We start from the raw sequence: 22242 nt of genomic DNA, 5'->3' as shown, positions 1-22242 counted from the left end.
CACGTCCACCGTTCGGGCCGGTCAGCGGGCACGTGGATGCGCGGCGAAGAAATCCCAGAGCACGGCGCTCGCGCCCGGCGGCCACCGGTGCGTACCGCCGTCGACCGTGCAGAAGGCGACCGCGACTCCGTCCGCGCCGCTGCTCTCGCAGCGGGCGCCGGAGACGCTCGTGTTGATCTTCTCACCCTTGGCGGGGAGTCCGGCGACCCGGCGCCAGAAGGCGACGGCGCGGGACGCGGGCGGGAACGGGCGGCCGTCGTTGAAGTCGCGGCGCCCGCCGCCGTGGTAGGGGACGTTCTCGTCCGCCGTCCCGTGGAAGATCATCGCCGAGACCGGGCGGCCCGGATCGCACTTCGTGACCAGCGCGCCCTCCACCACCCCGATCGCCGCGATCTTCCCGGGACGCTCGCACGCCATCCGGTACGCCATCCCCGCGCCGTTGGAGAAGCCCGTGACGTAGACGCGGCGGGGATCGGCGAGCCCGGCCCCGGTCAGCCGGTCGATCAGCTTGGCCAGGAACCCGACGTCGTCGATGTCCCCGACCTTGGCCGGGCCGCAGCAGTCGCCCGCGTTCCAGGTGGTCATGAACCCGTCCGGGTAGGCGACCAGGAAGCCCTTCTCGTCGGACAGCCGGTCGAACCCGGTCAGCTTCTCCATCTGGCCCATCGTGGCCAGCCCGCCGTGCAGCGCGACGACCAGCGCGGGCGGGTCGGCGGGCCTGCCGTCCTCCCACCGCCCGCCGGACACCTCGGCCGGGACGTGCAGCAGGTACTCGCGGTGGCCGAACGTCCCGACGTCCAGCTTCTGCTTGTGCGTGCCCGCGGACGTGGGGACGCCGCCGACCGTCGCGGGCCGCCCGCTCCCCGCCTTCCGGGGCGTCCCGGTACATCCCGCGACGGCGAGCGCGATCACCGCCGAGATCACCACGATTCGCCGCATGAAGGCCAAGGTAGCCCCGGCCTCCGACGCGACACGGGCAGCCGGCATGGAACGCGCCGGGGACGGCCGGACGCCGCGTAAGCTCGGCAGCGATCCGATCCGCCATTCCGTCGCTCCCGCCGAGAGTTGAGACCGTGAACGAATATGTGCTGACCCTGTCCTGCCCGGACCGGCCCGGCATCGTCGCCGCCGTCTCCGGCCTGCTCGCCGAGCGCGGCTGCAACATCGTGGAGAGCCAGCAGTTCGGCGACGGCGGGTCCGGCACGTTCTTCATGCGGGTGCAGTTCGGCGCCCCGGACGGCGCCGACGCCGACGAGCTGCGCGGCGCGTTCGCCTCGCTCGTCCCGGAGCTCGGGCTGGAGTGGCGGCTGCACACGCTGGCCGAGCGCCCGCGCGTGCTGATCATGGTGTCGAAGGGCGGGCACTGCCTGAACGACCTCCTGTACCGGACGCGGTCCGGGCTGCTCGACATCGACATCGTCGCGGTCGCGTCCAACCACCCCGACCTCAGGCCGCTCACCCAGTCGTACGGGATCGACTACCACCACCTGCCGGCCGGGCCGGGCGGCAAGGCCGCGCAGGAGGCCGAGATCCTGACGCTGGTCGAGCACTACGGCGCCGACCTCGTCGTCCTCGCCCGGTACATGCAGATCCTCTCGGACGACTTCTGCGCCAAGCTGCCCGGCGCGATCATCAACATCCACCACTCGTTCCTGCCGAGCTTCAAGGGCGCCCGCCCCTACCACCAGGCGCACGCGCGCGGCGTCAAGCTGATCGGCGCGACCGCGCACTACGTCACCGCCGACCTGGACGAGGGCCCGATCATCGAGCAGGAGGTCGCGCGGGTCGACCACACGCACAGCCCCGAGGCGCTGGTCGCGGTCGGCCGCGACGTCGAGTGCCTCGCGCTCGCCCGGGCGGTCCGCTGGCACTGCGAGCACCGCGTCCTGCTCAACGGCGACCGCACGGTCGTCTTCCGCTGACCTGCGCTTTCCCCGTTCCGGCAAAGGCGGGCGAGATCGGCATGGCGGGTTTCGCTCCGCGTGACCATGACGCACGATGAGTGACGTCGGACGTGCCGATGGCTCACGGGGGTGGCTGTGGCCGAGACAACACTCGTACAGGACGTGCTCGGGCAGGACGAGATCACGCGGGACGCGGTCGAGCGGGAGCGGGCCGCGCGGCGGCTCGCCGTCCGGGAGTTCCGGCCGCCGCGCCCGCTCGCCGGGATCGCGGCGGCGCTGCTGGTGACCGCCGCCGGCGGGACGGCGGCGGTGGAGCTGCTCGCGGCGGCGCTCGGGTCGGGCGTCCATCCGCTGCCCGGCGCGGCGGCGGTGACGGAGGCGCTGCGGCACCGCTCTTGGAACGATCCGGCCGTGCTGGCCGGGGCGGGCGCCGCGCTGGCGCTCGGCCTGGCGTTCCTGCTGGCCGCGCTGCCCGGACGGCCGCGCGGCGTCCCGCTGGACGGCGCCGACCCGCGCCTCGCGGGCGGCCTCGGCCGCGCCGACCTGCGCCGGACGCTCGCCGACGCGGCGCTCGCCGTCCCCGGCATCGAGCGCGTCCGCGTCCGCGCCCGCCGGTGGGGGCGCGGGACGTTCCGCCGCGGCCTCGTCGTCCGGGCGACCACCTACTACCGCAACCCGGCGAACCTGGACGACCTGGTCCGCGACGCGGTCGACGAGCGGCTGGACCGCGTGGAGCCCATGCACCGGCCGCGGGTCGACGTCCGGCTCGGCTGGCGGAAGGACTGACATGAGGATCCCGCTCGCGGTGACCGGCGCCGTCCTCCTCCTCTGCGGGAGCGCGGCGCTCGCGGCCGGGCTCGGCGCGTTCGACGCGCTCGGCGCCCTGTCGGGCAGGCCCCCGCTCGATCCGTCGCTCGTGCGGTACGCGCGGGACGAGGGCTGGTTCCTGCCCGTCGCGGCCGGAACGGCGGAGGCGGTCGCGCTCGCCGGGCAGTTGTGGCTGGTGCTCCAGGGGAGGGCGCTCGTCCAGCGGCGCTGGCCGGACGTCGATCCGCGCATCCGCGCGCTCGCCGATGTCGCGTCCGGCGAGCTGGCCTTGGCGGCGCGGGAGATGCCCGGCGTCCAGGACGCGCGGGTCAGGCTGACCGGCTCCGCGCACCGCCCGCGCCTCAGGATGCGGGTCGACTGCGCGCGCGACGCCCTGGTCGGCGAGGTGTACGGGGAGCTCGGCGCGGGCCCGGTCGAGCGGTTCCGGCGCGCGGTCGGGATGCCCGACCTGCCGGTCGTGATCAGGTTCAGGACGGCCGCGGCGCGAGGCGGGAGGCGCCGCCGCCCGCGGCCCGGGCCCGCCTGACCGCGCGGGGCGCGCGCCCGCGTCCGGGGCCGGGGTCCTCGGGGCGGCGGCGCCCGTCCGGGTCCTGCGCCTGGCACGGGCGCGGACCTCCGGACGGGCGCCCGCGCTCCGGCAGACGCCCATGCGCCAGCGGAGAGGGGCGCATGCACACGGCGGGCGCCTGCACTCGGGTGGGCCGTCGCAGGTCGGGGGAGCATGGTCGGCGGGGGCCTCGGGGCCTGTGCAATCTGGACTATCCGCCGTCCTGTGAGGGTGGTCACCCTTGTGTACATTTCGTTCACGGCGGCGGGTGGACGAAAGGGGCTGACGTGCGGCGTCCGGGATGGACGGTGCCGAGCGGCTGGAGCCTTGCCCGGCAGCTCCTCGTGCTGCAGGCCGCGATCGTCGGGCTGCTGGTGGCGGTCGGCGTGACCGCCGCCTACCTGGACGCGGGCCAGTCCGCCGACGACGCCGCCGGGCGAACGGTGACCGCCGTCGCGATCAGCATCGCGGACGGCCGGAACGTCCACGCCGCGCTCGCCACCCGCGACCCGAGCCGGTCGCTCCAGCCGTACGCCGAGCGCGTCCGCCGCGACACCGGCGTCGACTTCGTCACGATCATGAGCCCGGCCGGGATCCGCTACACGCACCCGAACCCGGCGCGGATCGGCGGGCACTTCGTCGGCAACACCGCGCCCGCCGTCGCCGGGCGCACGTTCACCGAGACCTACACGGGGACGCTCGGCCCGTCCGTCCGCACGGTGACGCCCGTGTTCGACGACGGGCACCGCGTGGTGGCGCTCGTCGCGGTCGGCATCACGATCCGGGTGATCACCAAGGAGCTGCGGCACCGGCTGTACTACCTCGGCGGGGTCGCGCTGGCCGTGCTCGCCGCCGGGATGGCGGGCAGCTACCTTGTGTCCGCGCGGCTGCGCCGGCAGACCCGCGGCGTCGCGCCCGGCGAGCTGAGCGACATGTTCGAGTACCACCGGGCGATCCTGCACGCGGTCCGGGAGGGGCTGCTGCTGCTCGACAGGGAGGGGCGCGTCGTCCTCTGCAACGACGCCGCCCGCGAGCTGCTCGACCTGCACGGTGACATGCACGGCGACCCGCGCGGACGCCCGGTGGCCGAACTCGGCCTCCCCGACGAGCTGGTCGCGACCCTCGTGTCGGCGGAGCCCCGGTCGGACGAGATCCACGTCGGCGACACCCGCGTCCTGGTCGTGAACACCTCGCCCGTCCGGTCGCGGGACAGGGCGCGCGGCAACGTCGTCACCCTGCGCGACCACACCGAGCTGCAGGGCCTGACCGGGGAGCTGGACACCGTCCGCGGCTTCGCCGAGTCGCTGCGCTCGCAGGCCCACGAGGCGGCGAACCGGCTGCACACGGTGGTGTCGCTGGTGGAGATGGGACGTCCCGAGCAGGCCGTCGAGTTCGCCACCGCCGAGCTGGAGACGGCGCAGCGGCTCACCGACCGGGTCGTCGGCTCGGTGTCGGAGCCGGTGCTCGCCGCCCTGCTGCTCGGCAAGTCGGCGGAGGCGGGGGAGCGCGGCGTCGAGCTGGCCGTCGCCGAGGACACCGTGATCGACGGCGTGGTGGAGCCCCGCGACCTCGTCACCATCCTCGGGAACCTGATCGACAACGCGGTGGACGCGGCCATCGAGGGCGCCGCGGAGCGTCCGCCGCGGGTCGTGGTCGGCGTCCGCCGGGACGCGGGCGGGCTCGTCCTGGAGGTGTCCGACAGCGGGCCCGGCGTGGACCCGGACGCCGTCCCGGAGATGTTCCGCCGCGGCTGGACGACCAAGACGTCCGGCGGCCCGGTCGGGCACGGCCTCGGCCTAGCGCTCGTCGGCCAGGCGGTGCGGCGGCACGGCGGCGACGTCCGCGTCGGCTCGGGTCCCGGAGGCAGCGGCGCTGTCTTCACCGTCCGGCTTCCCTTGGAGACCCGATGACCGGAGCGAAGCGAGGATCTTCGGGCCTCCGGCCCGGGGGTCCGGGGGGCGCCCCCCAGGAAGGCAGGGCCCGATGATCAGCGTGTTGATCGTCGAGGACGATCCCGTCGCCGCCGAGGCGCATCGCTCCTACGTCGAGCGGGTCGCGGGGTTCAGCGTGGCGGGCGTCGTCCACTCGGGCGCGGACGCGCTCCGGTTCTGCGAGCGCAACCGCGTCGACGTCGTCCTGCTGGACTTCTACCTGCCGGACACGCACGGCTTGACCGTGTGCCGGGCGCTGCGGGCCGGGGGCAGCGAGGTGGACGTCATCGCCGTCACGTCCGCGCGGGACCTTGCGGTGATCAGGTCGGCGGTGTCGGTCGGGGTCGTCCAGTACCTGCTCAAGCCGTTCACGTTCGCGTCGCTGCGGGACAAGCTCGTCCGGTACGCGGCGTTCCGCGAGCAGGCGGGCGGCGCCGGGGAGGTCGCCGGCCAGGCCGACGTGGACGGCATGCTCGCCACCCTCCGCACCCCCGACCACCGCTCGCTGCCGAAGGGCATGAGCGCCGAGACGCTCCAGGCGGTCACCGAGGTGCTGGCGAGCGCGGCCGGCGGGCTGTCCGCCGCCGCGGCGGCCGACCTCGCGGGCGTGTCCCGGGTCACCGCCCGCCGCTACCTGGAGTACCTCGCGGAGAACGGGCTCGCCCGGCGCAAGCCGCACTACGGGCAGGTCGGCCGTCCCGAAGTGCGCTTCTACCCGCGGTAGACGGGGTACGCATGTGACGACCGTGAAACGACATCGGGGGGAGTCGTCGTGAACGAGAAGCCTGGCCGGGCCGAGGACGAGACGACGGGCAGCACCGGCACCGACCGCGGGAGGCGCCCGCCCGCCGAGGGCAAGCCCCAGCCTGACCAGCCCAAGCGCAAGCCGGGCGACGCCGCGCGCAAGATGCGCCAGATGTTCAAGGGCGCCGACCGCGCGGGGTCGTCGGGGCGCGCGTCGGAGCGGTCGTCCCAATCCTGACGAAGCCTTTGACGTCTGTTGGGCGTCAATCGCGGTTCACCGGACTAGCGTCCGAGGGGAACCTGGCGTCGAGGGCGATGAGGGGGTGCTGCTTGTCCGATCTTCCGGCTTCGGGCGGCTCCACCAGGGGGCCCTTGGACGTTACGTAGGGATACAGACGGACCACGGCATGGGCCCCTCCCGCTGAGCGGCCCGATGGCCCGGGGGCCGCGGCGATGACGTCGCGGCCCCCGGGTTCTTTCATGCGCGGGTGACACCGCGAACACTCCCGGAATGCGATAGAGAAGGGGGATCTGCCGGAAGGGAGTCGGATGTCCGCGATGCCGCTGGAGGCGGGGGATCCCCCGCTCGTCGGCCCCTGGAGGATCCTGGGACGGCTCGGGGAGGGCGGACAGGGCGTCGTCTACCTCGGCTCGGGTCCGGGCGGCGAGCGCGTCGCGGTCAAGGTGCTCCGCGCCCTGGACGCCGACGCCCGCCGCCGCATGGAGCGCGAGGTCGAGGCGGCCCGCAGGGTCGCGCCGTCCTGGACGGTCCGCGTCGTCGACGTCCGGCTCGACTCCACCAGCGCGTACGTGGTCAGCGAGTACGTGGACGGGCCGTCGCTCCAGGCGGCGGTGAAGGCCGAGGGGCCGCGGCGCGGCGACGCGCTGGAGCGGCTGGCCGCCGACACGGCCGCCGCGCTGGCCGCCGTCCACGAGGCCGGCGTCGTCCACCGGGACTTCAAGCCGCACAACGTCCTGCTGGGCCCGGACGGGCCCCGCGTCATCGACTTCGGCATCGCCCGCGCGCTGGACGTCACGTCCTCGCTGACCAAGGGCCCGATCGGGACCCCGGCGTACATGGCGCCGGAGCAGATCGAGGGACGTCCCGCGACCGCCGCCGCCGACGTGTTCGCGTGGGGCGCGACGATGGTCTACGCGGCGACCGGGCATCCGGCGTTCGCCCGCGACTCCGTCCAGGCCCTCTTCCACCAGATCCTCAGCGAGGAGCCCGACCTCTCCGGGCTGGACGGACGGCTGCGCCCCCTCGTCGCGTCCTGCCTGGCGAAGGATCCGGGTCTGCGTCCGTCCGCCGCCGAACTGGTCGGGCGGCTCCAGGCGCCCGCCGCCTGGGCGCTCCCCGTCGCCCTGCCGCAGACCACCGCGCCGCCGGTGTCGCTGCCGCCGACCGGGCCGCCACCGATCACGCACCCGCCGATGAGCGTCCCGCCGACGACCGCGCCGGCCGCGCCGCGCCGCAGGCGCCGCCTCTGGGTCTGGCTGGCCCCGGCCATCGCGCTGCCGGTCAGCGCGGCGATGATCGCGGGCGCCTTCTTCGCCGTCCAGCGGCTCCTGCGGCCGGACGACACCGTCGACGCCCTCCCCGGCGACATGTGCCGGATCTACGACTCCGACGACGGGCGGACGATGCTCCGCGGCCTCGGCGCCGCCGAGGGCAAGCGGATCCCGCAGAGCAGCCGCGACGGCTACGGCGAATGGCGGCTGTGCGCCTTCGGCACCGCCAGGTTCCCGCCGAAGGACACGTTCCAGATCCAGCTCAACCTCTACAACCGCGACGACCCCGACAAGGGCGTGAAGGAGGCGCGCTACGCCCTCCACGGAGGGACGGACTTCGGCTGCACCGCCCCGTCCGCCGACCACGGGATCGGCGACGAGAGCTGCGAGGGCCTGACCAAGGACTCCTGGGCGCAGGTCGTCGCGCGCCGGGGCAACGTGATCGCCATGGCCACGTGCTCGGCCCGCGACATCGCCGCCGCCGACCGCGACGCCCTGCGCCGCGCCGCCGCCCTCGCCCTGGACGAAGTGTTCTAAGGCCGCGCCATCAGCACTCGATGACGTTCACGGCGAGCCCGCCGCGCGACGTCTCCTTGTACTTGTCCAGCATGTCGCGGCCGGTGTCGCGCATCGTGGCGATGGCCTTGTCGAGCGAGACGAAGTGGCGGCCGTCGCCGCGCAGCGAGATGCGGGCCGCGCTGATCGCCTTGATCGCGCCGACCGCGTTGCGCTCGATGCACGGCACCTGGACGAGCCCGCCGACCGGGTCGCAGGTCAGCCCGAGGTTGTGCTCGATGCCGATCTCGGCGGCGTTCTCCACCTGCTCCGGCGTCCCGCCGAGCACCTCGGTCAGCCCGGCGGCGGCCATCGAGCAGGCCGACCCGACCTCGCCCTGGCAGCCGACCTCCGCGCCGGAGATGCTCGCGTTCTGCTTGAACAGCACCCCGATGGCGGCGGCCGTCAGCAGGAACCGGACGATCCCGTCGTCGTCGCAGCCCGGCACGAAGCGCGCGTAGTAGTGCAGCACCGCCGGGATGATCCCGGCCGCGCCGTTGGTGGGGGCGGTGACGATCCGTCCGCCCGCCGCGTTCTCCTCGTTGACGGCCAGGGCGTACAGGGTCACCCAGTCCATGGCGTGCAGCGGGTCGCCGGGCTTCTCGGCGGTGAGCTGGCGGTGCAGCTGCGGCGCCCGCCGCCGCACCTTGAGCCCGCCGGGCAGCAGCCCCTCGCGGGTGCAGCCGCGCTCGACGCACGCCGCCATCACGGCCCACAGCTCCAGCAGCCCGGCGCGGATCTCGTCCGGGGTGCGGCCGAACGCCCGCTCGTTCTCCAGCATCAGCGCCGACACCGAGAGGCCGGTCTCGCGGCACCGGTCGAGCAGGTCGGCGGCCGTGTCGAACGGGTGCGGCAGGACGGTGTCGTCGGGCTTGATCCGGTCGGCGCCGGTCGCGGTCTCGTCCAGGATGAAGCCGCCGCCGACCGAGTAGTACACCTTCGAGCGCAGTTCGTTGCCGTCGGCGTCAAGCGCGGTGAAACGCATTCCGTTGGGGTGGCCGGGCAGCGATTCCTTGCGCTCGAAGACCAGATGCTCGCCGACCACGAAAGGGATCTCGTGGTCGCCGAACAAACGCAGCTCGCCCAGCGTGCGGACGCGCTCGATCCGCTCGTCGACCCCGTCCACGTCGACCAGTTCGGGCTTGTCGCCCTCCAGCCCGAGGATGACGGCCTTGTCGCTGCCGTGCCCTTTCCCGGTCAGCCCCAGCGAGCCGTACAGGATCGTCTTCACGGACGCCGTCTTCTCCAGCAGCCCGTCACGTTCCAAGCCCCGCGCGAAGCGGTGCGCCGCCGCCATCGGGCCGCCGGTGTGCGACGACGACGGGCCGATGCCGATCTTGAAGAGGTCGAAAACGCTGATGGCCATGGGGCTTGCCTCCCCGTTCACGGGCGCCCCCTCCCGCGCGGGGAGGGGGCGCCGGGACGTCACAGGTCCGGGTACAGGGGGTGCGCGGCCGCGAGCGCCGAGACCCGCGCCGCCAGCGCGGCCCGGTCGAACGACGGTTGCAGGGCCAGCGCGATGACGTCCGCCACCTCGGCGAAGTCGGCGGCGGTGAAGCCGCGGGTGGCGAGCGCCGGCGTCCCGATCCGCAGCCCCGACGTCACCATCGGCGGACGCGGGTCGTTCGGCACGGCGTTGCGGTTCACGGTGATGCCGATGTCGTGCAGGCGGTCCTCGGCGTCCCGGCCGGTGAGCTCGGAGTCGACCAGGTCGACCAGGACGAGGTGGACGTCCGTCCCGCCGGTCAGCACCTTCACCCCGGCCTTGGCGGCGTCCTCGGCGAGGAGCCGCTCGGCGAGCAGCTTCGCGCCCTCGACCGTGCGCTCCTGCCGGGCCTTGAACTCGTCCGACGCGGCGACCTTCAGCGCGACCGCCTTCGCGGCGATCACGTGCTCCAGCGGGCCGCCCTGCATGCCGGGGAACACCGCCGAGTTGATCTTCTTGGCGTACTCCTCGCGGGCGAGGATCAGCCCGCCGCGCGGGCCGCCGAGCGTCTTGTGCGTGGTGGTCGTGACGATGTCCGCGTGCGGGACGGGCGACGGGTGCAGCCCCGCCGCGACCAGCCCGGCGAAGTGCGCCATGTCGACCATGAGCAGCGCCCCGACCGAGTCGGCGACCTCCCGGAACTTCGCGAAGTCGAGCTGCCGCGGGTATGCCGACCAGCCCGCGACGATCATCTTGGGCCGGTGCTCCTCGGCGAGGGTGGCGACCTCGTCCATGTCGACCAGGCCGTCCTCGGCGCGGACGTGGTACGGCACCACGTTCAGCACCTTGCCCGAGTAGTTCAGCCGCATCCCGTGCGTGAGGTGCCCGCCGTGCGCGAGGTCGAGGCCGAGGATCGTGTCGCCGTGCTGGAGCAGGGCGAAGTAGACGGCCGTGTTGGCCTGCGCCCCGCTGTGCGGCTGGACGTTCGCGTGCTCCGCCCCGAACAGCGCCTTGGCACGGTCGATCGCGAGCTGCTCGGTGACGTCGACGTGCTCGCAGCCGCCGTAGTACCGCCTGCCCGGGTACCCCTCGGCGTACTTGTTCGTCAGGACGGAGCCCTGCGCCTCCAGCACCGCGACCGGCGCGAAGTTCTCCGACGCGATCATCTCCAGGGTGGACTGCTGGCGCCGCAGCTCGGCGGCGACGGCCGCGGCGACCTCCGGGTCGGCCGCGGCCAGCGGGTCGTTCAGGCCCACGGTCAGCCCTCCTCGATCAGCTTCTCGTAGGCGACCGGGTCGAGCAGGTCGCCCGGCTCCGCCGAGAGCCGCACCTTGAAGAGCCAGCCCTCGCCGTACGGGTCGTCGTTGATCACCTTCGGGACGTCCACCACGGCCGAGTTGATCGCGGTGATCTCGCCGCTGACCGGCGAGTAGATGTCGCTGACCGACTTCGTCGACTCGACCTCGCCGCAGACCTCGCCCGCCTCGACGGCGCCGCCCTCGGCCACCTGGAGCTCCAGGTAGACGATCTCGCCGAGGGCGTCGGCGGCGTGCGCGGTGATGCCCACGGTGACGATGTCGTCCTCCGGCGTCGAACCGGCGGGGCCGAGGCCCGCCACCCACTCGTGCTCCTCGCTGTAGCGGAGCTGCTCCGGAACGCTCACGATCACTTCTCTCTTCTCTGTACGGGGTTCGCTGCGGGGGGACGGTCGGTCCCGCGCCCCCGGGACGGCTTCCTTAGGAACGCTTGTAGAACGGCAGGTCGACGACGTCCACCGGCTCCTGCCGGCCGCGCACGTCCACGGCGAGGCCGGTCTCCGCGGCGCCGCTGTCGAGGTACGCCATGGCGATCGGCGTGCCCAGTGTGGGCGACGGCGCGCCGCTCGTCACGACCCCGCACGGCGTGCCGCCGGACGCGACGACCGCATACCCCTTCCGCGGCGCCCGACGCCCGCGCGCGACGAGCCCGACGAGCCTGCGCCCCGGCGGGGTCTGCGCCTGCGCCGCGAGGGCGGCCTTCCCGACGAAGTCGACGGGCTTGTCCAGCTTCACCACCCGGCCGAGGCCCGCCTCGAACGGGGTGGTCTCGGCGGTCAGCTCGTTGCCGTACAGCGGCATCCCCGCCTCCAGGCGCAGCGTGTCGCGGGCGGACAGCCCGGCCGGGACGACGCCGTCCACGGCCGCGAGCGCGTTCCACAGCGGGACGGCGTCGGCCGCGTCGACGAACAGCTCGAAGCCGTCCTCACCGGTGTAGCCGGTGCGGGCGACCAGGGCGTCGACCCCGGCGACCCGCCCGGCGAGGATCGCGTAGTACTTCAGGTCGGCCAGCGGAGCGTCGGTGAAGCCTTCGAGAATCTTCTGCGAACGCGGGCCCTGGAGGGCGATCAGCGCGTAGGCGTCGGACCTGTCGTCCACGGTGGCGTCGAAGCCGGAGACCCGCTCGGTCAGCGCGTCCCGCACGACGTCGGCGTTCGCGGCGTTCGCGACCACCATCCACGTCTCGTCGGCGAGGCGGTAGACGATCAGGTCGTCGAGGACGCCGCCGTCCGGCCCGCAGATCATCGTGTACCGGGCCTTGCCGACCTTCATCGGCGACAGGTTCCCGACCAGCGCGAAGTCGAGCGCCGCGGCCGCGCCCGGCCCGGCGAGGAAGATCTCCCCCATGTGGGACAGGTCGAACAGGCCCGCGCCGGTGCGGACGGCCTGGTGCTCGGCCGTCTCGCTCGCGTAGCGCAGCGGCATCAGGTAACCGGCGAAGTCGACGAGGTTCGCGCCGAGGCCCTCGTGGACGTCGTGCAGCGGCGTCTTCTTCGGGTTCTTCACGGCGGTCTCGGCGTCGTTCCTGTCGGCGGACATGGGTTCGGCTCCTTCGTCACGGGCGCGCGTGGCCTCATCGTCCCACCCGCGCACCGGGCGTCTCGGTGCCTCCCCCTCTGTCATCGGCGCCTGAGAGCTTCACCCGTCCCGGAGAGGTCGGGCTTTCACCTTCGGCGGGGGACTCGGTCCCCGCTTTCCAGAGGTCGCCTGGCCCGTGCGGTCCGTGGGCCTGAGAGGTTCCGGGGAGGATTTGCTCCTTCGGCGTCCCCCGCCGGCTGCGAGGGACTCTCCCGCACGGGATAGTCGGCTGCGGGCAAGGCTAGCAGTTCCCTTTGTCCATGCCCTATGGCTGAGCTCGTGCGTTAAACCGAATGCGGGCCCGTGACGTACTCTAAGACGGTTGCTGGAGATCACCCTGGGTGCGCGGGGTGCACGACCCGGAGGGGCAATCCGCATGGCCTACCTGGCTGGAGCGTTGATCCTGTTCTTCGGCCTGCTGGTGTCCATCGCCCTGCACGAGCTCGGGCACTTCTCGTTCGCCAAGCTGTTCGGCGTCCGCACGACCCAGTTCATGGTCGGCTTCGGCCCGACGATGAAGTCGTGGCGCCGCGGCGAGACCGAGTACGGCGTGAAATGGATCCCGCTCGGCGGCTACATCCGCATGATCGGGATGCTGCCGCCGCGCCGCGGCGACGCCCCCGGCCAGGTCCGGCGGATCAGCACCGGCCCCTGGCAGGGCCTCATCGAGTCCGCCCGCGGCGCGGCGCTGGAGGAGGTCAGGCCCGGCGACGAGGACCGCGTCTTCTACGCCAAGAAGTGGTGGCAGAAGGCGCTGATCATGGTGGGCGGGCCCGCGATGAACCTCGTCCTCGCCGTGCTGTTCTTCGCGATCCTGCTGATGGGCATCGGGACGAGCCAGCCGCAGCCGGTGATCCGCGAGGTCGCCGAGTGCATGGTCCCGGCGAGCCAGTCGGCCGACGTCAAGGGCTGCCCGGCGAACGCGCCCGCGACGCCCGCCAAGCAGGTCGGGCTCAAGCCCGGCGACCGGATCGTCGCGTTCGGCGGCGAGAAGATCGGCGACTACCGCGAGCTGCAGGAGCTGATCCGCGGCGACGGCGGCAAGTCGGTGCCGATGACCGTCCGGCGCGACGGGCACGACATCACGCTCACCGTCCCGATCACCCGCAACCAGATGTACGACCTGGAGGACGAGAACAAGGTCGTCAACGTCGGCTTCCTCGGCATCACGCCCGACAGCGCCGTCGAGCGGCAGGGGCCGGGCGCGGTCGCGAGCACGATGGGCGACCTGACCTCGCGCACGGCGGGCGCGCTGGTGCGGATGCCGCAGAAGATGGTCGGCGTCTGGAACGCCGCGTTCGGCGGCGACAAGCGCGACCCGAACGGCCCGATCGGCGTCGTCGGCGTCAGCCGGATCGGCGGCGAGGTCGCCGCGTCCCAGGAGTTCACCGGCACGCAGAAGATCTCCTACTTCGTCATGCTGCTCGGCTCGCTGAACCTCGCGGTGGGGCTGTTCAACCTCGTCCCGCTGCTGCCGCTGGACGGCGGCCACATCGCGGGCGCGCTGCTGGAGGCGATCAAGAAGGCGTTCGCGCGGGTGTTCCGCAGGCCCGACCCCGGCTACGTGGACGTCGCGAAGGCCCTGCCGGTGACGTACGTGATGGCGGCCGTGCTGATCGTCATGGGCGGGCTGCTGATCTACGCCGACCTGTTCAACCCCGTCCGCGTCACCGGATAGCCGTCACCGGATAGCCGTCACGGGACCGCCGGCAGGTCGCCCGTCTTGATGAAGGCGTCCAGCGCGGCCCGGTACGGCGCGATGTCGAGGCCCTGCCCGGCGAGCCACTCGTCCGACCCGTAGGTGCCGCTGTAGCGCTCGCCGCCGTCGCAGATCAGCGTGACGACGCTGCCGCGCTCCCCGCGCGCCCGCATCCCCGCGATCAGCTCCGCCGCGCCCCACATGTTCGTGCCGGTGGAGCCGCCGACGTCCCGGCCGCTGACCTCGCTCGTCCAGCGCATCGCCGCGATGGACGCCGCGTCCGGCACCCGGATCATCCGGTCGATCACCGTCGGCAGGAAGGACGGCTCGACGCGCGGCCGCCCGATGCCCTCGATCCGCGAGCCCGCCGCCGTCCGCTCCGGGTCGCCGTCGGCGTACGAGCCGTGGAACGCCGAGCCCTCCGGGTCGACGACCGCGAGCCGCGTCTGGAACCGCCGGTACCGGACGTACCGGCCGATCGTCGCGGACGTCCCGCCGGTGCCCGCGCCGACCACCACCCAGGAGGGCTCCGGGAACCGCTCCAGCCGCAGCTGCTCGAAGATCGACTCGGCGATGTTGTTGTTGCCGCGCCAGTCGGTGGCGCGCTCGGCGTAGGTGAACTGGTCCATGAAGTGGCCGTCGCACTCGGCGGCGAGGCGCCGCGACTCGGCGTAGATCGACGACGGGTCGTCCACCAGGTGGCAGTGCCCGCCGTAGAACTCGATGAGCTGGATCTTCTCCGGGCTGGTGGACGCGGGCATCACCGCGACGAACGGCAGCCCGAGCAGCCGCGCGAAGTACGCCTCCGACACCGCCGTCGACCCGCTGGACGCCTCGATGATCGTCGTCCCCTCGCGGATCCAGCCGTTCGCCAGCCCGTACAGGAACAGCGACCGCGCCAGCCGATGCTTGAGCGACCCCGTCGGATGGACGGACTCGTCCTTCAGGTAGAGGTCGATGCCCCACTCAGGCGGCAGCGGGAACACGTGCAGGTGCGTGTCAGCGCTCCGGTTGGCGTCAGCATCGACAAGCCGAACGGCCTCGGCGACCCAAGCCCGCCCGCCCGGATCACAACGGTCAACAATCCGATCCAAATGGGGCCCCCCGACGTCTCATCAGGGGTCCCACGATATCCGTGCATGTCGCCGGGCATCATGGAGGCTGCGGGGGGCAGATGATCGAGATGTTCGACGAGCGGATCGTGGAGACCGGGCGGCTGCCGCTGTTCGGCTTCTTCGTCGCGTTCATCGTCACGTTCGTGTTGACCAGGGTGAACGTCCGGATGATCCGGGCGGACGTGCGCTGGTTCCGGAACGTGACGGCCGGAGACGTGCACATCCACCACGTGGTGTTCGGGGTCGTGCTGATGCTGGCGGGCGGGGTGGCGAGCCTCGCCGTGCCGGACGGGCACGTCCGCCTGGAACTGGCCGCGGCCATCGTCTTCGGGATGGGCTCCGCCCTCGTCCTGGACGAGTTCGCCCTGATCCTGCATCTCAGCGACGTCTACTGGACGGAGAAGGGCCGCGCGTCCGTCGACGCCGTGTTCGTCGCCATCGCCGTGACCGGGCTGCTGCTGCTCGGCGTCCGGCCGTTCGGGTACGACGGGCTCGGGCTCGACCCGGGCGGCGTCGCGCTCAGCCGCCTGTACGCGGCGTCGCTCGTCGTCAACCTCGCGCTGGCGGTGATCACGCTGCTCAAGGGCAAGATCTGGACGGGCCTGATCGGGCTGTTCGTGCCCGCGCTGCTGGTCGTCGGGGCCGTCCGGGTGGCGCGGCCGGGGTCGCCGTGGGCGCGGTGGCGGTACGACGCGGGGTCGCGCCGGTACCAGCGGGCCGTCCGGCGGGAGAAGCTGTACCGGCGGCCGCTGATCAACGGGAAGATCTGGGTGCAGGAGTTCATCGCCGGGCGGCACGACCTGATCCCGCCCGAGCTGCTGCAACGCCGCGCCGACGCGGCCGAGCGGGCGCGCCGCAGGCTGCGCGGCGGACGTTCGCCCGCGCGCGCCCGGCGGCGCGCCGCCGCCCGCGCCGAACGCCGCGCCGCCGCCCGCTCGGACCGGCGCGCCGCCGTGCGCCTGGAGCGCCGGGCCGCCGCCCGCACGGGACGCCGGTCGCCGGGCCGCCGCACCGGACGCCGCAAGGCGGCCTGGGCCGAACGCCGCGCCGAGGCCCGCGAGCGGCGCCGCGCCCTGACCCGGAACCGCGGGGTCGCCAGGGAGCGCGGGAAGCCCGCGTCGCGGCTGCGGATGCGCGCCGCGTCCCGCCGGGCGCGCCGTCCCGTCCCCGAGGAGGATCCGCCGACCGCCACCCACGCCACCGCGCGGCTGGGCGAAGAGCGCCAGGAACCGTCGGCTAGTCCATGACGGGCGCGACGGCGCGGACGGTGTCGATCGTGTCGGCCTCCGCCGCCGACTTGTCGGGGCGGTAGCGCAGCACGCGGGCGAACCGCAGCGCGATGCCGCCCGGGTAGCGCGGGCTGTGCTGGACGCCGTCGAACGCGATCTCGACGACCAGCTCCGGACGGACGTGGACGGTCCAGTCGTCCTCCCGCACGGCCAGCTCGCGCAGCTTCGCCGTCTGCCAGGCGAGCAGCTCGTCGGTGAGCCCCTTGAACGTCTTGCCGAGCATGACGAACCCGCCGGTCTCGGGGTCGCGGGCGCCGAGGTGCAGGTTGGACAGCAGCCCCCGGCGCCGCCCGTGCCCCCACTCGACGGCGAGGACGACGAGGTCGAGCGTGTGCCGGGGCTTCACCTTGATCCAGCCCGCGCCGCGCCGCCCGGCCGTGTACGGGGTGTCGAGTGATTTGACGACGACGCCCTCGTGGCCGCGCGCGACGGCCTCGTCGAACACCTCCTTGGCCCGCGCCGGGTCGGCGGTGACGACGCGCGGCATGCGCAGGCCCTCCGGGACGACCTCCGCGAGCGCCGCGTTCCGCTCCGCGCCCGGCGCGTCGAGCAGGTCGCGCCCGTCGAGGTGCAGCACGTCGAACAGGAACACCGCGAGCGGCACCGTGCCGGTGGTCTTGGCGGTGCGGGTAGCCGTGCGGGCGGAAGTGACCTGGAACGGGTGCGGGCTTCCGTCCGGCCGGAGGGCGATCAGCTCGCCGTCGAACACCGCGTCGCGGACGGGCAGCTCCCGCACCGCCGCGACGACCTCGGGCAGCCGGGAGGTGATCTCGTCGAGCGTCCGGGTGAACACCCGCACCTCGCCGCCGGACACGTGGATCTGCGCGCGGATGCCGTCGAGCTTCCACTCCACGGCGGCCTCGGCCGCCAGCTTGCCGAACGCGGCGTCGACGTCGGGCGCGGACGCCGCGAGCATCGGCTTGATCGGGCGTCCGACCTCCAGGGCGAAGCCGCGCAGCCCGGCCACCCCGTCGGCGAGCGCGGCGGTGGCGACCGGGCCGAGCGAGCCGCGCAGCATGACCGCGCGCCGCACCTCCGCCGACGGCACCCCGGCCGCCGCCGCGATCGCCTCGGCCATCACGCCGTCCAGCGCGCCCTGCCGCAGCTCGCCCGCCAGCAGCCTGATCAGGAAGTCCTGCTCGGGACGGGTGGCGCGGCCGAACAGCGCCGCGACCAGCTCGCGCCGCCGGGCCACCGACCCGGCCCCGGCCACCGCGCCGATCTCGGTGAACGCCGCGTCGACCGCGAGCACGGTCAGCGACGGCTCCGGCGCGGGCGGCGGGACGTCGCGCAGCGCCGCGTAGCCCACCCCGATCTGGCGCTGCGGCAGCTCGCCGGACAGGTACGCGACGACGATCGCCGCCTCCCTGGGCTCGGCCGCGCGCAGGCACTCGGCGAGCGACGCCACCTTGGCCTTCCGGCCCGAGGTCGCGGCGACGTCCGCCGAGGTCCGGGCGATGTCCGCGATCAGCACCCCTCCATTGTGACCACGGGGTCTGACATCGGGCTCCGTCAGGGGGCCTGGTCAGCGGGCGCGGTCCTTACTACCTTGACGGGTGGCGGACCGGGAAGCGCTACGGGGGAGGGGGAGCGGGGTTTGGGCCTTCAGCGTCCTCCGGACCCGTTCGACCGGGTCTATTCCGCGCCCGAGCCGCCGTCGCCGGGCCGCCGCCGGTCGCGGCGGGTCGCGGTGCTGGTAGCGGTCGTCGCGTTCGGCGCGGCGGCGGTGGCGGTGTTCCTGCTCGCGCCCGTCCGGGGCGGCGGGGACGGCGCGGCCGTGCGTCCCACCACGTCCCGCACGGCCACCACGTCCCGCACGCCCACCGCCGACAGCACGCCCACGGACGGCGAGACGCCCGCGGAGAGCGGCGGCCAGGTCGTCAAGGCGCTGCCCGCGCCCTGCGGGACGGTCTCGCAGCGCACCGTCGACAAGACCGTCCCGAAGGCGACGCGGCGGGAGAGCGCGAACTCGACGCTCACCACCTGCACCTACTCCTCCACCGGACGGGACTTCCGCTGGCTCCGCATCGAGGCGCACCTCTACGCGCCCGGCGACACCCCGAACCCCGTCCGCGACGCCGAGAGCTACTACGACGCGCAGTGGACGCAGGCGCACCACGCCCCCCTCGTCCGGACGATCTCCCTGGAGCCGCACAAGGGGCTCGGCGACGAGGCGTACCGCTGGTTCAAGGCGGACGAGGGCCAGCCGACCGTCGTCGGGCAGGTGACCGCCCGGCTCCGCAACGCGGTCTTCACCGTCAGTTACAGCGAACGCGCCCCGGCCAAGGGGCGGCAGGACGAACGGAAACGCGCGTGTCTCGCCAAGGCGACCGACGTCGCCCTCGAAGTCATGACGGCGCTAAATCATTTCTGACCTGAATCGGCCGATCATGGCATATCTTCTGTCAGTACCTTCTAGGGTGATTCGGTAAAGGGGCGGGTGTGCGCCGGTCTTGCTCCCGGAGCAGGCCAGGTGATCGGCGTGCTCGCACAGCCCGGGGAGGAGGAGGTCGGCGTCGTGACCGTGCAATCGGTAGGAGTGTCCTGGGTCCGGTGAGCCCAGGTCAGTAACCTCTCACGTCGACGGGCCGCGGAGTGGACCACCGCTCCGCGGCCTCCTCGGTTCCGGGTGGTGTACCAATGCCTACCATTTGTGAACCATTTTCTACTCCCCGTTCGGAAACCGGGAAATGGCCGCCGAATGCCATTAGCCGCGGGGCGCGGGGATTCGCGCCAGCAGGCGCAGGGACGCGGGCGAGACCCGCGACAGCGCCCGCAGGAGATGGCCCTCGGCGGTGACGGGCACCACCGGCTTGTTCTTGACGATGGCGTTGACGATCCGCTCCGCGACCCGCTCCGGCGGGTAGTTGCGCGCCTTCAACGCCTTGAGGCTCCGCTGCCGCGTCCGCTCGCCCGCCTCCGCGTCGCCGACGAAGGTGCCGTTCGCGACGATGTCGGTGGTGACGAAGCCGGGGCAGACGGCCGTGACGCCGATGCGGGAGCCCGCGAACTCGGCGCGCAGGCACTCGCTCAGCATGAGGACGGCGGCCTTCGTCGTGCAGTAGGCGGGCAGCGTCCGCGTCGGCGTGTACGCGGCGGCGGAGGCGATGTTGACGATGTGCCCGCCGAGGTTCGGCTTGTCGGGCTTGTTGGGCAGGGTGTGCACGCGGTCGTGCATCTGCCTGCCGAACAGCCGCGAGCCGTGGACGACGCCCCACAGGTTCACGCCGACGATCCGGTCCCAGTCCTCCAGGGACGTGTCGAGGAACGAGCCCGCGACCGCGATCCCGGCGTTGTTGACGACGATGTCCGGCGCGCGGTGGGCCTCCTTCACCGCGGCGGCGAAGCTCTCCATCGCGGCGGCGTCCGACACGTCCACCTGGTAGGCGGTGCCGCCCGCGCCGACCGACTTCGCGAGCGCGGCGGTGCGCTCGGCGGCGGCGAGGTCGATGTCCGCGGCGACGACGTTCGCGCCGCGCTCGGCCAGCGCGAGGGCGGTCGCCCGGCCGATCCCGGCGCCGGCTCCGGTGACCACGGCGAGCGCTCCGTCGAACTGCGCGAGTGGCATGCAGACCTCCGAGGAATCCGGACGGAATGGAGTGATCCAACCGTACTCAGCGGGCGTCCGGAGCGCGTTCCGCGGCGTCCGGGAGGTAGGGGCTGAGGCCGCTCCAGCAGAAGTCGGTCATATGGCGGGCGGCCTCCTCGGCCGACACCTCGGGGCGGCGCGCCTTCCACTGCGCGAGCCGCTCGCTGCCGCCTAGGATGATCTGCGTGAACGCCTCGATCACGGTGGCGGGGGCGGCCGGCGCGAACGCGGTCAGCACCCCGGCGATCAGCGTGCTCTGCTGCTCGCGCGTCGCCTCGATCGCCTCCGCCGTGGACGGCGGCGCGGACAGCGACCCGCGCAGCAGCATCGCGAACGACCTGCTGTGCGCCTCGACGAACCCGAAGTAGGCGAGCATGCCGTGCCAGAGGATCTCGCGCGGCGTGCTCGCCCCCGCCATCGCCTTCCGCGTCACGTCGAACAGCTCGGCCTTGGAGCGCCCGATGCAGGCGAGGAGCAGGCCGTCCTTGGAGCCGAAGTACTCGTAGAGCATCGGCTTGGAGACGCCGCAGCGCTCGGCGATCTCGTCCATGGACGTGGCCTGGTAGCCGCGGTCGCCGAAGACCTCCTCCGCCACGTCCAGCATCTGCCGCTCGCGCTCGGCGCGGGACATGCGCCGCCGTCGCGGTGTGGTGCTGCTCACAGGAGAATCCTAGTCATTGGACCTACCGTCAGTAACCTACTCCCGGTAACTTACCCGGAGTAGGTTACGCGAGAGGGATGGATCATGAGCGAGCGCGCCCCGGCGATCGTCGTCATCGGCTCCGGCTTCGCCGGCCTCGGCATGGCGATCAGGCTCAAGCAGTCCGGCTTCCACGACTTCGTCGTCCTCGAGAAGAGCGAGGCGCTCGGCGGGACGTGGCACGACAACACCTATCCGGGCTGCGCCTGCGACGTCCCCTCGCACATGTACTCCTTCTCCTTCGAGCTGAACCCGGGCTGGTCGCGGATGTTCGCCCCGCAGCCCGAGATCCGCGCCTACCTGGAGCGCACCGCCGACAAGTACCGGGTGCGCGAGCACATCCGCTTCGGCGCGGCCGTCGACTCGATGGAGTACGACGACGGCGCGCGGCGCTGGAAGGTGACGCTCGCGGACGGGACGGTCCTCACCCCGAAGGCCGTCGTGTCGGGGATCGGGGCGCTGCACGTCCCGTCCTACCCGGACCTGCCGGGCACCGAGCGGTTCCGCGGCACCGCCTTCCACTCCGCCGAGTGGGACCACTCCTACGACATGACCGGCAAGCGCGTCGCCGTGGTCGGGACGGGCGCGTCCGCGATCCAGTTCGTCCCGAAGGTGGCAGAGCAAGCAGGGCGGGTAGTGGTGTTCCAGCGGACGCCGCCGTGGGTGCAGCCGAAGCCCGACCAGCCCATCCCGAAGCCCGTCCGGACGGTGTTCAGGCACGTCCCCGGCGCGGCGCGGGCGTTCCGCGCCGCGATCTACTGGACGCTCGAGGCGCGCGCGGTCGGGTTCACGATCGACCCGCGGCTGTCCGGCGTCCAGGACGCGATCGCCCGCCGCCACATCAAGTCCCAGATCGACGACCCGGAGCTGCGCGCCAAGGTCACGCCCGACTACACGATCGGCTGCAAGCGGATCCTGCTGTCCAACGACTACTATCCGGCGCTCACGCGGCCGAACGTGGAGCTCGTGACCGACGCGATCACCGAGGTCCGCGAGCACTCCGTCGTCACCGCCGACGGGCGCGAGCACGAGGTCGACTGCATCGTCTACGGCACCGGCTTCAAGGTCACCGACGCGCTCACCGACCTGCGCGTCACCGGGCGCGGCGGCGTCAAGCTCCAGGAGATCTGGGCGGACGGCATCGAGGCGCACCGCGGCACGACGATCCTCGGCATGCCGAACTTCTTCATGCTGCTCGGCCCGAACACCGGCCTCGGCCACAACTCGGTCGTGTTCATGATCGAGGTGCAGATCCAGCACGTGCTGAGCTGCCTGCGGCTGCTCCAGGAGTCGGGCGCGGACACCATCGAGCCGAAGCCGAGGGCCGTCCGCCGCTTCAACGACCGGCTGCAGCGCCGGCTCCGCCGCGCCGTGTGGAACGAGGGCGGCTGCAGCAGCTGGTACCTGGACGACGCGGGCGTCAACCGGACGCTGTGGCCGGGCCACACGTTCGAGTACTGGGCCGGGTCCCGCAAGGCGAGGCCGGCGGAGTACGACCTGGCCCCCTGA

The 22242-nt window shown here is 73.1% G+C and carries 20 protein-coding genes and 2 riboswitches; of the genes, 11 read left to right on the top strand and 9 right to left on the bottom strand.

Annotation, left to right across the window (positions count from 1 at the left end):
• Positions 1-21: 21 nt before the first annotated feature.
• Positions 22-939, bottom strand: a complete 918-nt coding sequence (locus FXF68_RS04135) for a CE1 family esterase (RefSeq protein WP_148757540.1) — start codon at positions 937-939, stop codon at positions 22-24.
• A 134-nt stretch (positions 940-1073) separates the two neighbouring features.
• Between FXF68_RS04135 and purU the strand changes: the two genes are divergently transcribed.
• The 7 genes from purU (at position 1074) to FXF68_RS04100 (ending at position 8003) form a co-directional block, all read left to right on the top strand.
• Complete coding sequence (gene purU, locus FXF68_RS04130; protein ID WP_148757539.1) at positions 1074-1922, top strand: formyltetrahydrofolate deformylase; 849 nt, start codon at positions 1074-1076, stop codon at positions 1920-1922.
• A 117-nt stretch (positions 1923-2039) separates the two neighbouring features.
• Positions 2040-2690, top strand: coding sequence for a DUF6286 domain-containing protein (locus FXF68_RS04125; RefSeq protein ID WP_148757538.1), 651 nt, complete (start codon positions 2040-2042; stop codon positions 2688-2690).
• 1 nt (position 2691) lies between these two features.
• Positions 2692-3258: a hypothetical protein gene (locus FXF68_RS04120; protein WP_148757537.1), complete on the top strand. Its 567-nt coding sequence runs from the start codon at positions 2692-2694 to the stop codon at positions 3256-3258.
• Between the two features lie 308 nt (positions 3259-3566).
• Entirely contained in the window at positions 3567-5189 is a 1623-nt protein-coding gene (locus FXF68_RS04115; protein ID WP_246178298.1) for a sensor histidine kinase, read from the top strand.
• A gap of 73 nt (positions 5190-5262) precedes the next feature.
• Positions 5263-5934: a response regulator gene (locus FXF68_RS04110; protein ID WP_148757535.1), complete on the top strand. Its 672-nt coding sequence runs from the start codon at positions 5263-5265 to the stop codon at positions 5932-5934.
• A gap of 48 nt (positions 5935-5982) precedes the next feature.
• Positions 5983-6192, top strand: coding sequence for a hypothetical protein (locus tag FXF68_RS04105; RefSeq protein ID WP_148757534.1), 210 nt, complete (start codon positions 5983-5985; stop codon positions 6190-6192).
• Positions 6193-6503: 311 nt separating this feature from the next.
• Entirely contained in the window at positions 6504-8003 is a 1500-nt protein-coding gene (locus tag FXF68_RS04100; RefSeq protein WP_148757533.1) for a serine/threonine-protein kinase, read from the top strand.
• Positions 8004-8013: 10 nt separating this feature from the next.
• Here the strand turns inward: FXF68_RS04100 and FXF68_RS04095 are convergent, their stop codons facing one another.
• The 4 genes from FXF68_RS04095 to gcvT all read right to left on the bottom strand — a co-directional run bounded on the left by FXF68_RS04095 (position 8014) and on the right by gcvT (position 12302).
• Positions 8014-9387, bottom strand: coding sequence for an L-serine ammonia-lyase (locus tag FXF68_RS04095; RefSeq protein WP_148757532.1), 1374 nt, complete (start codon positions 9385-9387; stop codon positions 8014-8016).
• A gap of 59 nt (positions 9388-9446) precedes the next feature.
• Entirely contained in the window at positions 9447-10703 is a 1257-nt protein-coding gene (locus tag FXF68_RS04090) for a serine hydroxymethyltransferase (RefSeq protein ID WP_281292122.1), read from the bottom strand.
• A 2-nt stretch (positions 10704-10705) separates the two neighbouring features.
• Positions 10706-11110: a glycine cleavage system protein GcvH gene (gene gcvH, locus FXF68_RS04085; RefSeq protein ID WP_148757531.1), complete on the bottom strand. Its 405-nt coding sequence runs from the start codon at positions 11108-11110 to the stop codon at positions 10706-10708.
• Between the two features lie 73 nt (positions 11111-11183).
• On the bottom strand, positions 11184-12302 hold the full coding sequence (gcvT, locus tag FXF68_RS04080) for a glycine cleavage system aminomethyltransferase GcvT (RefSeq protein WP_148757530.1): 1119 nt from the start codon (positions 12300-12302) through the stop codon (positions 11184-11186).
• Between the two features lie 67 nt (positions 12303-12369).
• Positions 12370-12469: riboswitch (glycine riboswitch) on the bottom strand.
• 1 nt (position 12470) lies between these two features.
• Positions 12471-12566: riboswitch (glycine riboswitch) on the bottom strand.
• A 151-nt stretch (positions 12567-12717) separates the two neighbouring features.
• Between gcvT and FXF68_RS04075 the strand changes: the two genes are divergently transcribed.
• Complete coding sequence (locus FXF68_RS04075; protein WP_148757529.1) at positions 12718-14019, top strand: M50 family metallopeptidase; 1302 nt, start codon at positions 12718-12720, stop codon at positions 14017-14019.
• Between the two features lie 17 nt (positions 14020-14036).
• Here the strand turns inward: FXF68_RS04075 and cds1 are convergent, their stop codons facing one another.
• Positions 14037-15134: an L-cysteine desulfhydrase Cds1 gene (gene cds1 / locus FXF68_RS04070; protein ID WP_148757528.1), complete on the bottom strand. Its 1098-nt coding sequence runs from the start codon at positions 15132-15134 to the stop codon at positions 14037-14039.
• 80 nt (positions 15135-15214) lie between these two features.
• Here cds1 and FXF68_RS43610 point away from each other — a divergent pair, with 80 nt between their 5' ends.
• Entirely contained in the window at positions 15215-16402 is a 1188-nt protein-coding gene (locus tag FXF68_RS43610; RefSeq protein ID WP_246178297.1) for a hypothetical protein, read from the top strand.
• Here the strand turns inward: FXF68_RS43610 and FXF68_RS04060 are convergent.
• Complete coding sequence (locus tag FXF68_RS04060; protein WP_148757527.1) at positions 16392-17918, bottom strand: ATP-dependent DNA ligase; 1527 nt, start codon at positions 17916-17918, stop codon at positions 16392-16394. The genes FXF68_RS43610 and FXF68_RS04060 overlap by 11 nt on opposite strands.
• A gap of 123 nt (positions 17919-18041) precedes the next feature.
• On the opposite strand from FXF68_RS04060, the gene FXF68_RS04055 reads away from it, so the two are divergent.
• Positions 18042-18818, top strand: coding sequence for a hypothetical protein (locus FXF68_RS04055; RefSeq protein WP_148757526.1), 777 nt, complete (start codon positions 18042-18044; stop codon positions 18816-18818).
• 333 nt (positions 18819-19151) lie between these two features.
• On the opposite strand, the gene FXF68_RS04050 is transcribed toward FXF68_RS04055, so the two are convergent.
• Positions 19152-20012, bottom strand: coding sequence for an SDR family NAD(P)-dependent oxidoreductase (locus FXF68_RS04050; RefSeq protein ID WP_148757525.1), 861 nt, complete (start codon positions 20010-20012; stop codon positions 19152-19154).
• A 46-nt stretch (positions 20013-20058) separates the two neighbouring features.
• Entirely contained in the window at positions 20059-20694 is a 636-nt protein-coding gene (locus FXF68_RS04045) for a TetR/AcrR family transcriptional regulator (RefSeq protein WP_246178295.1), read from the bottom strand.
• An 84-nt stretch (positions 20695-20778) separates the two neighbouring features.
• Between FXF68_RS04045 and FXF68_RS04040 the strand changes: the two genes are divergently transcribed.
• A complete protein-coding gene (locus FXF68_RS04040; protein ID WP_148757524.1) occupies positions 20779-22242 on the top strand; it encodes a flavin-containing monooxygenase in 1464 nt (487 codons plus the stop codon).

It is taken from the genome of Actinomadura decatromicini (assembly GCF_008121305.1).
Lineage (GTDB): Bacteria > Actinomycetota > Actinomycetes > Streptosporangiales > Streptosporangiaceae > Spirillospora > Spirillospora syzygii.
This window is presented reverse-complemented; position numbering and strand designations above follow the sequence as displayed.